General features: G+C 71.0%; 8 protein-coding genes. 4 read left to right on the top strand and 4 right to left on the bottom strand.

From position 1 onward, the window contains the following. Both H2038_RS13545 and H2038_RS13540 read left to right on the top strand, forming a co-directional pair. A partial coding sequence (locus tag H2038_RS13545) for a hypothetical protein (protein ID WP_292114264.1) occupies window positions 1-726 on the top strand: 726 nt, incomplete at its 5' end. A 65-nt stretch (window positions 727-791) separates the two neighbouring features. Further along, window positions 792-3,233: a prolyl oligopeptidase family serine peptidase gene (locus H2038_RS13540; RefSeq protein ID WP_292114261.1), complete on the top strand. Its 2,442-nt coding sequence runs from the start codon at window positions 792-794 to the stop codon at window positions 3,231-3,233. A 22-nt stretch (window positions 3,234-3,255) separates the two neighbouring features. On the opposite strand, the gene H2038_RS13535 is transcribed toward H2038_RS13540, so the two are convergent. The 3 genes from H2038_RS13535 to H2038_RS13525 form a co-directional block, all read right to left on the bottom strand. Beyond that, a complete protein-coding gene (locus tag H2038_RS13535) occupies window positions 3,256-4,941 on the bottom strand; it encodes an alkaline phosphatase D family protein (protein WP_292114260.1) in 1,686 nt (561 codons plus the stop codon). 10 nt (window positions 4,942-4,951) lie between these two features. Beyond that, window positions 4,952-7,522: a TonB-dependent receptor gene (locus H2038_RS13530; protein WP_292114258.1), complete on the bottom strand. Its 2,571-nt coding sequence runs from the start codon at window positions 7,520-7,522 to the stop codon at window positions 4,952-4,954. A gap of 178 nt (window positions 7,523-7,700) precedes the next feature. After that, window positions 7,701-8,642, bottom strand: a complete 942-nt coding sequence (locus tag H2038_RS13525; protein ID WP_292114256.1) for a hypothetical protein — start codon at window positions 8,640-8,642, stop codon at window positions 7,701-7,703. Between the two features lie 130 nt (window positions 8,643-8,772). Here H2038_RS13525 and H2038_RS13520 point away from each other — a divergent pair, with 130 nt between their 5' ends. Together H2038_RS13520 and H2038_RS13515 are read left to right on the top strand one after the other, a co-directional pair. Continuing rightward, a complete protein-coding gene (locus tag H2038_RS13520; RefSeq protein WP_292114253.1) occupies window positions 8,773-10,161 on the top strand; it encodes a glycoside hydrolase family 47 protein in 1,389 nt (462 codons plus the stop codon). 44 nt (window positions 10,162-10,205) lie between these two features. Further along, window positions 10,206-10,883: a toll/interleukin-1 receptor domain-containing protein gene (locus H2038_RS13515; RefSeq protein WP_292114250.1), complete on the top strand. Its 678-nt coding sequence runs from the start codon at window positions 10,206-10,208 to the stop codon at window positions 10,881-10,883. Window positions 10,884-10,894: 11 nt separating this feature from the next. Here the strand turns inward: H2038_RS13515 and H2038_RS13510 are convergent, their stop codons facing one another. After that, entirely contained in the window at window positions 10,895-13,228 is a 2,334-nt protein-coding gene (locus H2038_RS13510; RefSeq protein ID WP_292114248.1) for a GH92 family glycosyl hydrolase, read from the bottom strand. Between the last annotated feature and the right edge of the window lie 38 nt (window positions 13,229-13,266).

Genomic DNA, 13,266 nt, shown 5'->3' with positions numbered 1-13,266 from the left:
ATGCCGGCCTTCGTGCTCATCGCCGCCCTCGCGGGACCGGCCCTGGGGCAGGAGGCGCTGACCTACCAGCAGCCGCCGGCGCCGCCGCCGGATCCCGAGGACCAGTGGCCGGACGGGCGCGTGCCGATGTGCTTCGCCGCGCCGGAGGCCGCCGACGCCTGGGCCCGGGAGGCGGTGATGGACGCCGCCGCCGTCTGGGAGGGCGTGGCCCGCGTCGACTTCGACATCCGCGCCACCTGCGAGGGTTCGCCGACGAGCGGGCCCGAGCGGCGGATCCCGATCCGGATCGTCCACGACCCCGAGATGTTCGCCTCAGCCAGCCACCTCGGCGTGCATCTGGTGCAGGGCGGCGAGATCGTGCTGAACGCCGAATACCTGGTCACCAACCGGATCTGCGGACGGCGGGGTTCGGTCGGGCGCGAGGGCTGCTTCCGGGCCGACGCCCTGCACGAGCTCGGGCATGCGCTGGGCTTCAGCCACGACCACGTCAGCCCGCGCGCGCCCGACTGCCTGGCGCGGACGCGGGCGCCCGAGGCCACGGTGCAGGGGGAGACCTACTACGACGCGGCCTCGGTCATGAACTACTGCAACGCCGATCGCTGGCAGGGCCGGCTGAGCGAGGCGGACGTGTGTTCGGTCCGCGCCGCCTACGGGGCGCCGGACGGGACGCGGCCGAGCCGGGCCAGCTGCTACGCCCTGACGGGCGCGACGCCGGGCCGGCCTTGACCCTTGCGGAGCCGCCGCCCTAGCGTGCCCGACCCGCCGGTTGGGGCGGGGCTGGGGAAGTGAACATGCGTCGTCGTCTGCTCGGCCGGGCCATGCCGGCCTTCGTGCTCATCGCCGCCCTCGCGGGACCGGCCCTGGGGCAGGAGGCGCTGACCTACCAGCAGCCGCCGGCGCCGATCGCGCAGATCCTCGACGCGAAACCGACGCCCAGCGTCAGCCTGTCGCCGGACCGCACGACCCTCGCCCTGTACGACCGCGCCAACCTGCCGCCGATCGCCGAACTGGCGGAGCCGATGCTGCGGCTGGCGGGGTACCGGATCAATCCGCGCAACAACGGCCCGGCCAACAGCCGGGTGGCCTGGCTCACGGGGCTGAGCTTCCAGCCGGTGGCGGGCGGCCCGGCGCGGATGGTGCAGCTGCCGGCGGGCGCGCGCTTCATGTCGCCCTCGTGGTCGCCGGACGGCAAGACGGTGGCTCTGTTGATGGATGCGCCAACGGGGCTGGAGCTGTGGGTCGCGGACGTGGGCACCGGCCAGGCGCGGAAGCTGACCGGAGCCCGGGTCAACGCCGCGGCGGGCGGGGCCTACGACTGGGCGCCCGACAGTTCCGGCCTGCTGGTGCGGATGATCCCGGAGGGGCGCGGCCCCGCCCCGGACGTCAGCCGGCCGCCGGCCGGGCCGACGGTCGAGGAGAGCATGGGCCGCACGGCCCCGGCCCGCACCTATCAGGATCTGCTGTCCAACGCCGGGGACGAGGCGCTGTTCGAGCACTACTTCACCAGTCAGCTGATGTGGACGCCGCTCGACGGGCCGGGCCGGACGCTGGGCGAACCGGGGGTGCACCTCGGAGCGAGCATCTCGCCGGACGGCCGCTACGTCCTGCGGAGCACGGTGAAGCGACCGTACAGCTATGTCGTGCCGGCGGGCCTGTTCCCGACCGAGGTCGTGGTGATGGATCTCCAGGGTCGGGAGGTGCGCCGCGTCGCCGACCTGCCGCTGCGCGACAACATTCCGACGCCGTTCGATGCGGTGGCGCCGGGGCCCCGATCGATCGGCTGGCGCTCGGACGCTCCGGCGACGCTGGCCTGGGTCGAGGCGCAGGACGGCGGCGATCCGCGCACCGAGGCGGACGTGCGCGACCGCGTGTTCCTGCAGGCGGCGCCGTTCACGGACGCGCCGACGCCGCTGGTCGACCTGCAGGAGCGCTACGCCGGCGTCACCTGGGGGGACGAGGACACCGCCCTGGTCAGCAGCCGCTGGTTCAACACCCGGCACGAGACCCGGCTGGTGGTCGACCCGTCGAACCCGGGGAGCGGGCGCGTGCTGCTCGAGCGGAACTACCAGGACCGCTACAACAACCCCGGCTTCCCGATCACCGAGCCGAACGCCGCCGGATTCCCGGTGATGCGCTTCGCCAGTGACGGGAGGGTGCTGGTGACCGGCCCCGGCGCCACCCGCGAGGGCGAGTATCCCTTCCTCGCGGCCATGGACCTGCAGACCGGGGAGAGCGAGCGGCTGTGGACCTCCGCGACGGGCGACTACGAGAGCATCGTCGGCGTTCTCGACGACGAGGCCCGGCGGCTGGTGACGCGGCGGGAGACGCGCATCGATCCGCCGAACCTCTATGTCCGCGACCTGGACGCCCCGGCGCCCGACGCCCTCACGCAGTTTCCGGATCCTGCGCCGCAGCTGGCGGGGGTGACGCGGCAGCTGATCACCTACACCCGGAACGACGGGGTGCAGCTGTCGGGGACGCTGTACCTGCCGGCCGGCTACGACAAGGACCGGGACGGGCCGCTGCCGCTGGTCATGTGGGCCTATCCGGCCGAGTTCACCGACGCCGCCGTGGCCGGGCAGGTGGTCGACACCGCCAACCGCTTCGTGCGGCCGGGCGGCTCCAGCCACCTGTTCCTGCTGACCCAGGGCTATGCGGTGCTGGACGATCCGTCGATGCCGATCATCGGCCGCGACGGGGCCGAGCCCAACGACACCTATATCGAACAGCTCAAGGCCTCGGCCGAGGCGGCGGTGAACGCGGTGGTGGAGATGGGGGTGGCCGATCGCGACCGGATCGCCGTCGGCGGGCACAGCTACGGCGCCTTCATGACCGCCAACCTGCTGGCCCACACCGACCTGTTCCGCACCGGCATCGCCCGCTCGGGCGCCTACAACCGGACCCTGACGCCGTTCGGCTTCCAGGCGGAGCAGCGCACCTACTGGGAGGCGACCGACACCTATACGGAGATGTCGCCCTTCACCTACGCCAACCGGGTCAACGAGCCGATCCTGCTGATCCACGGCGAGGCGGACGACAATTCGGGCACCTTCCCGGTGCAGTCGGAGCGCTTCTATGCGGCGTTGAAGGGCAACGGGGCCACGGTGCGCTATGTGGTCCTGCCGCTGGAGGCGCACGGCTACCGGGCGCGGGAGTCGGTCGGCCACACCCTGTGGGAGATGGTCCGCTGGCTCGACCGGTACGTGAAGAACGCGCCGCCGGCCGGGCGGTGAGCCCGACCGGCCGGCGACGGCCTCAGGCCTCGACCAGGGGGCCGAGCCCGTCTCCGGCACGGGCGACGGTGAAGGTCTTCACGACGCCCGGGACGTAGGGCTTCTCGAGGAGGGTCGACACCGTGCGCAGCTCGGCCCTCGCCTCGTCGCGGGTGAGGATGAGCAGGACGAAGCCCTTGGAGGACTGGTCGCAGAACACGACCTCCTCGTTGGCGGCGTTGAGGGCGGCGCCCAGCGGCACGCCGGGGACCGCGTCGCCGGGGGAGGGGCTGGAGATGGCGCTGGTCCCGAACTCCACCGCGCGACGGTCGCCGGCGGCGTCCTTCAGGTCGTTGACCCAGAAGGCGTGGCTGTCGCCCGCCAGCACGATGGGCTGCACCCCGGCTTCGGCGAAGGTGGCGTAGAGCCTTTCGCGGGCGGCGGGATAGCCGTCCCAGCTGTCGAGGTTGAACGGGACGCCCAGCTTGAACAGCTCGATCGACTGGCGGACCTGGGCGCGGACGTCGGCGGGGAGGCGGGCCATCAGGACCGCGACCTCGAGCGGGCTGGCCAGCTTGCTGATGTCCGGCCCCTGCACGCGGCCCATCACCACCTGGTTGCCGATGATCTGCCACGGCCGCCCGGCCGCGCGCGAGGCGGCGAGGGTGGAGCCGATCCAGCGGCGCTGCGCCTCGCCCAGCAGCTCGCGCTCCGGGGCGTTGAGACGGGCGCGGAAGGTCTCCAGATCGGGCCGGGCGTCGCGGCCCTCGCCGACCATGGGCATGTCGCGCTGGTAGGTCAGCTGCTGGCTGCGCGCCAGCAGCCGGGTCTCGACCATCAGCAGGCTGGCCAGGTCGCCGAAGTCGAAGCTGCGGTGGAGCGCCTCCGGCGTCAGGCCGCCTTCCGGCTCGCGGATCGGCATCCACTCGAAGTACGCCTTCAGCGCCGCGGCCTTGCGGGCGGCGAAGTCGCCCTCGCCGGCCGGCTGGTGGTTCTCCGCCCCGGCTTGCCAGACGTCGTTGGCCAGCTCGTGGTCGTCCCAGACGCAGATGAAGGCGGCGCGGGCGTGGGCCGCCTGCAGGTCGGGGTCCGACTTGTACTGGGCGTGGCGGGTCCGGTAGTCGGCGAGCGAGACGATCTCGTGCGGCGGTTCGGGCGTCCGGCCGAGCGGCGCGCCGGTCTTCATCCCGTAGGCTTCGGGGTCGGCGCCGTACTCGTAGATGTAGTCGCCGAGGTGGACCACCGCGTCCAGCCGCTCCAGCTTCGACACCGCGTCCCAGGCGTTGAACAGGCCGCCGGGGTGCAGCTGGCAGGAGGCGACCGCCAGCACCACGTCGTCGGTGGCGCCGGCGGGCAGGGTGCGGGCCCGGCCCCGGGGCGAGCGCGCGTCGCCGACGGCGAACTCGTAGAAGTACTCGACGCCGGGCTGGAGGCCGCTGACCGGCACCTTGACGGTGAAGTCGCGATGCGCCCCGGTCGTGAACTCGCCGGACGCGGCGGGGGCGGCGGCCCCCGCCGTCCACACGGTCCAGCGGCCCGCGATCTCGCCGGCGGCGGGATCCGCCGGCGTCACCCGGGTCCAGAGCAGCAGGCCGTCCGCCGTCGGGTCGCCGGCGGCGACGCCGTGGCGGAACGTCGCCGCCGCGGAGGGCTGCGCGGCGGCGGGCAGGCCCGCCCCGGCGGCGCCCGCGCCGAACAGTCCGAGAAGTCCGCGGCGGTGCAGGGTCATGGCGGGGTCCTCAGTACTTCAGGCCGATGACGACGCCGTAGGTGCGGGGTTCGCCGGCGATGAAGGTCGGCAGGCCGAGGCTGTCGCCGGTGTTGCCCGCGTCGCGGATATATTCCTCGTCGAGCAGGTTGTCGGCGAAGGCCTCCACCGACCAGTCGCCCGCCTCGCCGACGAACCGCACGCGCAGGTTCAGGAGGCCGTAGCTGTCCTGGACCTCGTCCACCGCAGTGTCAGGGACGAAGTTGCCGGTCTGCAGGTCGGCGCGGTCGTTGTCGTCGTTGAAGAACATCTCCGACTGCCAGGTCCAGGTCGGCTGCACCTCGATGCGGCCGCCCTCGACCGGCATCCGCCACACCAGCCCCAGCGAGGCGCGGTGGTCGGGCGACAGACGGAAGCGGTTGCCGTCGTAGATGCCGGCCTCGAAGCGGGAGTGGTTCCAGGCGTAGGTGGCGAACAGGTCCAGCGCGTCGCTGGCGGCGAAGAAGGCCTGGCCCTCGAAGCCCCAGGCGCGGGCCTCGCCGGCGTTGGTGGTGATGAACTGGGTGCCGACCTGAACCGTCGTCTGGAAGTTCGTGTAGTCGTAGAGGTACAGGGCGCCGTCCAGCCGCAGGCCGCCGTCCAGCATCGCCGTCTTGGCGCCGACCTCGTAGCTGTCGACCTCCTCGGCGTCGACATAGGTGAAGTCCGGCGCCGCGAACGGGCTGGACGGGGCGGAGGGGGCCAGCACCGCCGGGCGCCGGCCGCGGGCGTAGTTGGCGTACAGGCTGGTGTCGTCGTTGACCGCATAGCGGCCGGTGGCGCGCCAGGTGAAGCCGTCGTCCTCGAGGTCCTGGGAGATCTCGCCGCCATTGCCGGCGGTGGGCTGGAAGGTCAGGCCGAACAGCGGGAAGGCGGCGCTGGCCGGAGCCGCGGCCGCGCCGGGCGTGGCCAGCTGCACCACCAGTCCGTTGGTGAAGGCGCCGAGCTGGGCGGCCTGGGCGAGCGCCTGCGGGGTGCCGACGGCGATCAGGCGGGCGATCTGGCCCTGCAGCTGCTGCACCGCCAGCAGGCCGCCGAGGATGGAGCGGCTCTCGACCGAGCTCGAGAAGCGGGTGGTCTTGTCGTCCTGGGTCCAGCGCAGGCCCACCGCGAACTCCAGCCGGTCGGTCGGACGCCAGGTCAGGTCGCCGAACAGGTCGATCGACTCCAGCTCGGAGGCGTTGGTGGCGCTCTCGATGTGGCTCGAGGCGAGGTTGCTGCGGACGCCGGGGATGACCGGCGCGGGCAGGCCGAAGCCGGCGAGGATCGGATCGATCAGCAGCGGGCTGGAGAAGGCGGCGAGCGGGAGGTGGGTCGGCAGCACGGCGGCCGGGGTCCCGTCCAGAAGGCCCGCCAGCTGCGCCAGGGCGATGCGTTCGTTGAACTCGGTCGGCGTGCGCTGGTAGCCGTCTTCCTTGAAGAAGCCGGCCCCGATGAAGCCCGACAGGGCGCCGCCGTTGTCCCAGTTGAGGCGGAGCTCCTGGCTCCACTGTTCGCCGTGGGCGTCCTCGACGGCGGTCAGCAGCGGCAGGGAGATGCCGTCCGGATCGAACACCTCGTAGGAATCGAAGGTCCGCCAGGCCGTGGTCGAGGTGAGCGTCAGGCTCTCGGTCAGGTCGAAGCGGCCGATGCCGGTGACGCCGCCGACCTCGCGATCGAGGCCGAGGCTGTGGAAGCCGTCGATGGCCGTTCCCGCGGTGAAGGCGGCGCCTTCCCAGGGCAGACGCCCGCCGAGGACAGCGCCCGTCATCGGGTTCTGCGGGTGGTAGGCCATGGCCTTGAACGAGGTGCCGGGCGCCTCGTCGGTCTGGTAGTTGGCGATCAGGTCGAGGCGGATGGAGTCGACCGGCTCGAAGCCCAGCGACAGGCGGAAGGCCTCGGTCTCGAAGCCGTTGAAGTCCGGGCCGCCGAGCAGGTTCTCGACGAAGCCGTCGCGGGTCTTGAGGCGGGTGGCGAAGCGCAGGGCGGCGGCGTCGCCGAGGGGTGCGTTCACCATCAGTTCGGCGAGGTGGTAGTCGAGGTTGCCGACGCCGAACCGGCCGGCGGCCGACCAGTCGCCGATCTCGGCCTTGTTCTGGATCACGTTGACGGCGCCGATGAGCGCGCCCCGGCCGTACAGGGTCGACTGCGGGCCCTTGGCGATCTCGACCCGTTCGATGTCGAACAGCTCGACATAGGAGCCGCGCGATTTCGAGATCGACACCCCGTCCTGGTAGACCGAGACGCGGGGCTCGGTGGTCGCCTCGCCGGAGTCGGAGGTGATGCCGCGCATCACGAAGCCCGGGTTGTTCGGCGACTGGTTCTGGACGAGGAAGCCCGGCGTGAAGGCCGAGAGCTCCTCGAAGTCCTGCACGCCGAGGTCCTGCAGCTGCTCGCCGTCGAGGGCGGTCAGGGCGAACGGCACTTCGGTGGCCGACTGCTCGCGCAGCTGGGCGGTGACGATGACCTCGTCCAGCCGGGTGGCCTCGGCCTCCTGGGCGGCGGCCTGGCCGGACACGGCCCAGACCAGGCCCAGGGCGCTGGCGCCGAGCAGAACGGATGAACGTTGGATGCGGTGAATCATGACGGCCCCCCTCGGATGTCGACAGAGGGCCTAGCGGGGCTCCGTGCCGCTGCGGCGACGAAACGGCGAAGCTGGGATGAAGGGGCGACGTCAGGCTTGCGAAGAATGCGCCGCCTACGGCGCAAGCAAACGGGCCCGGCTGGAGGCCGCCGGGCCCGTGCGTCAGGCGGACGAAGGCCTACTGGCGCTTCTTCGCCTCGGTGGCGTCCCCGACGCCGCCGTCGCTGACGTCGCCGACGATCGGGTTCTCGGCCGGGGTGTGGTGTTCGCCGCCCGCCTCGGAGCGGGGCCGGTTCTGTCGCCAGCTGGAGAAGTCGGACGAGAACTTCTGGCGACGTTCGTCGCGCCACGACCGGTAGTCGTCGTCGAAGGCGGACAGCTGCTGCTCGCGCCAGTGCAGGTAGTCCGGCTCGAAGTCGTGATGCTCGTGGGTCTGGCCGCCCATGCCCCGTCCGGAGCCCTCCCAGATCTGGGCGCCCGGGGCGTAGCCGTGGGACGGATAGCCGGACGGGGCCCCGCCGTGGCTGTGGCTGTGGCTGTGACCGTGGCCGCCATGCATGTGCGCGCCGCCGGCGAAGCCGCCGCGGGCGCCGGACGCGCCGCCCATGCTGGCGCCGCCGTAGTCGCCGCCCTGCGAATAGCCCGGCTGGCTCCAGGAGCCCTGGCCGCCGCCCTGGCTCCAGCGCTCCTGACCGCCCATGGAGCCGCCGCCGTGACCGGACGGCCCGCTCCAGGAACCCGCGTCGCCGCGGCCGTACGACTGCGCCCGGCCCCACTCTTGCGGCTGCGGACCGGAAGCCTGGGCGCCGTAGCCGTATGCATCATGGGAGCCGCCCTGCTGCGGCTGCCGGTCCCCGGTCCAGCCGGTCGACATGCCGCCGCCGTACCGGCTCTGCTGGTGCTGGCCGTAACCCATGCCGCGGGGGCCGGACATCTCCCGCTCCTGGCCGTAGGATGGCTCCTGACCGCTGAAGGCCTCCGCGGTGCGGCCCCCGTCGCCCTCGGACCAGCTGGCGCGTTCGTCCCAGCGCTGATCGCGCGCTTCCCAGCGGCCCTGCGGGTGGTCGTCGCGCCGGCCGAAGTCGTCCTGCGGTCGGTGCTGTCGGAACGGGTTCTGCATGGCCATCGCCTCCGTGGTTGTGGATGACCGGAGAAAGCGGGGCCGGGCTCGCCGTTCCGGCGATCACGGGGAGCTGACAGGCTTCGCCGTGCGGCTTGCGGGGCCGGCGAACGCGGGTCAGTGTCGCCCCATGCCCCAGACCCTTTCCCGCCGCCGGACCCTCGCCCTGATGAGCGGGACCGCCGCGGCGATGGCTGTTCCCTTCCTGCCGCGGCCGCAGGGCGAGGACTGGACCGCGCTGGCGGCTGACGTGCGGGCCGAGTTCAAATGGGCGTGGGACCACTATGTCGAACGGGCCTGGGGGAAGGACGAGATCAATCCGGTCTCGGGGACCTCGCAGTCCTTCTTCATCGAGGGGCATGACCTCGGCCTGTCTCTGGTCGAGGCGCTGGACACCCTGTGGCTGATGGAGCTGGACGCGGAGTTCGCGGCCGGCGTCGACTGGGTGAAGGCGAACCTCGACTTCGACGTCGACGCCTTCGCCCAGACCTTCGAGACCAATATCCGGCTGGTGGGAGGGCTGCTGTCGGCGCACCTGGCGAGCGGCGATCCGGTGCTGCTGGCGAAGGCGAAGGATCTCGCCGACCGGCTGATGAAGGCGTTCGAGGCCTCGCCGCACGGGCTGCCGTACCGCTATGTGAACCTGCGCACCGGCGCGGTGCGCGATCCGGAGACCAACCTCGCCGAGATCGGCACCTATGCGGCCGAGTTCGGGGTGCTGGGTCGGCTGACCGGCGACGACCGCTACTATGCGGCGGCGAAGCGGGCGATGAAGCACGCGCTGGACCGGCGCTCGGACCTCGGCCTGATGGCGGCCAACATCCATGCGGAGACGGGCGCGTTCACCAGCCGCAACGCCTCGATCGACGTCTATGCGGACAGCTTCTACGAATACCTGTGGGACAGCTGGGAACTGTTCGGCGACCGCGAGATGAAGGGCTGGGCCGGGGAGTGCCTCGGCGCGATGGTCCGCCACCAGGGCAAGCGGTACCGCGGCGAGCTGTGGTTCCCCATGGTGGACTACGGGACCGGCGAGGTGACCGGGACGTCGCAGACGGTGCTGGGCGGCTACCTGGCCGGGCTGCTGGGGCAGGCGGGGTTCAAGGCCGAGGGGGACGACTTCCTCGCCTCCTACACGGCGATGCAGGACCGCTACACGATCATCCCCGAGTCCATCGACGTGACGACCGGCCAGCCGCGCGGGGTGCGAACGGGGCTGCGGCCGGAGTTCGCCGACGCCTGCCTGAACCTGTGGCTGGGCGACCGCGACGATCGCTACCGCGCGCTGGCGGCGACCCACTGGCGCAACATGAAGGCCACCTCCAAGGCGGCCTACGGCTACACCGCGCTGGCCGACATCACCACGCGGCCGGTGACCCAAGGCGACAACTGCCCCGGCTACTGGTGGTCGGAGCAGATGAAATACTACTGGCTGATGTTCGCCGAGCCGCGGCGGGTGGATTTCAGCCGGCTGGTGCTGAGCACGGAGGCGAACGTGCTGAGGGGGTTTGTGGGGTGAGAGTCACGGAGAAGCTCGAGCTAATCGATAAGATTGGAAGGGAGTTGCAGCGACGGTTTGGCTACTCCGAAATCGATGCTTTTCTGGCAGAGTTTGGCATATCGCCTCCTGGAAACGTCTCGTCGAACAGCAAGTGGGTGTATTCGAAAGTTGCACTCTCGGGCGTGGCTGAAGATGTCCTGCTTGGAATCGCGGCCGAGTTGGACTTGATTTCTCGAGGCGCGGGGTTTGCCTCAGTAACTGAGCCGAGGAACTGGATTGGGACACGTCTGGTTCGCCTCTTCATCAGCCACATCTCAAAAGACAAGCTGAAGGCGACGCGGCTCAAAGACTGTCTCTTGCCCTATGGCATCTCGGGCTTTGTGGCGCACGAGGACATCCATCCGACGCTTGAGTGGCAAAGCGAGATTGAGCGCGCGCTGCACACGATGGACGCCTTTATCGCTGTCCACACGCCGGGGTTCTCGGCGAGCTTCTGGACCCAACAAGAGGTCGGTTTCGCGGTCGGCCGAGGTGTGAAGGTCATTTCCTTCAAAATGGGGGAGGACCCCACTGGATTTATCTCGAAACAGCAGGCGCTAGCCCGTCGGGACAGGAGCGCTGAGGAGATCGCCAAGGAAATCGATCAGTTGCTTTCCGAAGATCCCAGAACTGCTGAGCGGCTCAAACAAGCCAAGGCTTCGCTTGCCCCGTCCCCTCAGCGGGATGACATCCCGTTCTAGTCGGCTAGCAGTTAATCTCCGTAGCTACTCATCGAATACGGCCGCGCCGCCACCGGCGCGCCCCATGTCGTGTTCGGCTCGGAGCCCATGACGAAGTGCAGGGTCCCGCCGGCCATGATCTCCTCGTGGCCGATCCAGCTGCGGGTCAGGGGCTGGCCGTTCAGGGTCACGGAGCGGACGTAGAGGTTGTCGTCCGACAGGCCCTCGGCGCTGACGGTGAAGCGGCGGCCGTTGTGGAGGTTCAGCGCGATGCGGTCGGCGAAGGGGCGGCCCAGCACATACTGGTTCGAGCCGGGCGCGACCGGATAGAAGCCCATGGCGGTGAACATCAGCCAGGCCGACATCTGGCCGACGTCGTCGTTGCCCGAGAGGCCGTCCGGGGCGGCGCGGTACTGGCTGTCGACGATCTGCTTCAGCCGCCCTTGCGTGCGCCACGGGGCGCCGGCGTAGGCGTACATCCAGGCCGCGTGGTGGCTGGGCTCGTTGCCGTGGATGTACTGGCCGATCAGGCCGGCGATGTCCTCGGCGTGGGAGTAGTCGAGGCCGGTGTTGTCGAACTCGAACATGGCGTCGAGCTTTTCGACCGTGGCCTGATCGCCGCCCATGGCTGCGATCAGGCCGGCGGGGTCGTGGGGGACGAACCACGAATACTGCCAGGCGTTGCCCTCGGTGTAGTCGCTGCCGTAGTTGATCGCCGTGGGATCGAAGGGCTCGCGGAAGGTCCCGTCGGCGAGGCGGGCGCGGACGAAGCGGGTCGCGGGATCGAAGGTGTTGCGCCAGTTGCCGGCGCGGCGGTCGAACAGGGCCTGCACGTCGGTCCGGCCGAGCCGTTCGGCCATGCGGGCGATGGTCCAGTCGTCGTAGGCGTATTCGACCGTCTTTGAGGCCGCCTCGGGCTCGCGGTCGATCGGGACGTATCCCAGATCCATGTAGTCGCCGAGGCCGCCGTAGGGGCGGTAGGTGGCGGAGGCGACCATGGCGTCCAGCGCCGCCGCGCCGTCGACGCCCGGGATCCCCTTCAGGTACGCGTCGGCGATGACCGGGACGGCGTGGTAGCCGATCATGGTCCAGGTCTCCTGACCGTGGAACGACCACACCGGGAGGATGCCGTAGGGGCTGACCTGCCGGGCGGCCAGCAGGGAGTTGACCATGTCGGCGTTGCGTTCCGGCGGCGCGACCAGGGTCAGCAGCGGGTGCTGGGCGCGGAAGGTGTCCCACAGGCTGAAGGTCGAGTGGACGGTGAAGTCCGAGCGGTGGATCTGCTGGTCCGGTCCGCGCCAGCGGCCGTCGGCGTCGCTGTGCACCGAGGGCGCGATGAGGGAGTGGTAGAGGGCCGTGTAGAGGCTGGTGCGCATTTCCTCCGGCGCGTCGATCTCGACCACCGACAGGGCGTCCTGCCAGGCGGCGCGGGTCGCGGCCCGCAGGGCGTCGAAGTCGAAGCCGGCGCCCTCGCTGTCGAGATTGGCGATCGCCCCCGCCTCGTCGACCGAGGAGATCGCGACCTTGACCAGCAGCGGCCCGGCGATGGGGCCGAAGTCGAAGGCGGCCTCGAGGGCGCGGCCCTGCATCTGCGCCCGGTCGGTGCCGTCGCGGCCGGGCTGGCGGAAGCCGTTGTAGGGGACGTCCTCCTCGCGGTTGCGCAGCTCGTAGCCGGTCATCGGCCGCGAGAAGCGCATGGCGAAGTAGAGCTGCCGCCCCGGGGCCCAGCCGCGGGTCTCGCGGAAGCCGGTGACCGTGCCGTCCGGATGCACCCGGATGCGCGACCACAGCACCTTGCCGGGGTAGTCGTAGATCGAGCTGCGGAAGTCGAGCAGCAGGCGCGCCGGGGCGCTGCGCGGGAAGCTGTAGCGATGCAGCCCGACCCGGGTCCCGGCGGTCAGCTCGGCGCGGACGCCGGAGTCGGTCAGGCTGACGGCGTAGTAGCCGGGCTCGGCGACCTCGGAGGCCTTGTTGTAGCGGGAGCGGTAGCCGGAGCCGGGCTGGTCGGCCTGGCCGGGATCCCACTTCACCTCGCCCGAGACGGGGGTGATCAGGACATCGCCGAGGTCGGAGTGGCCGGTGCCGGAGAAGTGGGTGTGGGAGAAGCCGAGGATGGTCGGGTCGTCGTAGCGGTAGCCGGCGGCCCAGTCGTAACTCTGGCGGAAGAAGCGGTGGTCGGTGTCGGGGCTCAGCTGGACCATGCCGAAGGGCGCGACGGCCCCGGGAAAGGTGTGGCCCTTGCCGGCCGTGCCGATGAAGGGATCGACGGCGTCCCAGGGCGCCGGGGGCGCCGCCGGCGCCTCCTGGGCGGTGGCGCAGCCCGCCAGACCGATCGCCATCACCGCCGCCAGTCCGATGCGCCGCATGCAAGCCCTCCGCCGTGTCGAGCGGCGAACCTAGGCAG

The organism is Brevundimonas sp. (assembly GCF_013912005.1).
Classification (GTDB): domain Bacteria; phylum Pseudomonadota; class Alphaproteobacteria; order Caulobacterales; family Caulobacteraceae; genus Brevundimonas.
This window is presented reverse-complemented; position numbering and strand designations above follow the sequence as displayed.

Coding starts and splice junctions, on each gene's coding strand:
- H2038_RS13540 (WP_292114261.1), top strand. CDS start 792: ATGCGTCGTCGTCTGCTCGGCCGGGCCATGCCGGCCTTCGTGCTCATC.
- H2038_RS13510 (WP_292114248.1), bottom strand. CDS start 13,228: ATGCGGCGCATCGGACTGGCGGCGGTGATGGCGATCGGTCTGGCGGGC.
- H2038_RS13525 (WP_292114256.1), bottom strand. CDS start 8,642: ATGCAGAACCCGTTCCGACAGCACCGACCGCAGGACGACTTCGGCCGG.
- H2038_RS13535 (WP_292114260.1), bottom strand. CDS start 4,941: ATGACCCTGCACCGCCGCGGACTTCTCGGACTGTTCGGCGCGGGCGCC.
- H2038_RS13530 (WP_292114258.1), bottom strand. CDS start 7,522: ATGATTCACCGCATCCAACGTTCATCCGTTCTGCTCGGCGCCAGCGCC.
- H2038_RS13520 (WP_292114253.1), top strand. CDS start 8,773: ATGCCCCAGACCCTTTCCCGCCGCCGGACCCTCGCCCTGATGAGCGGG.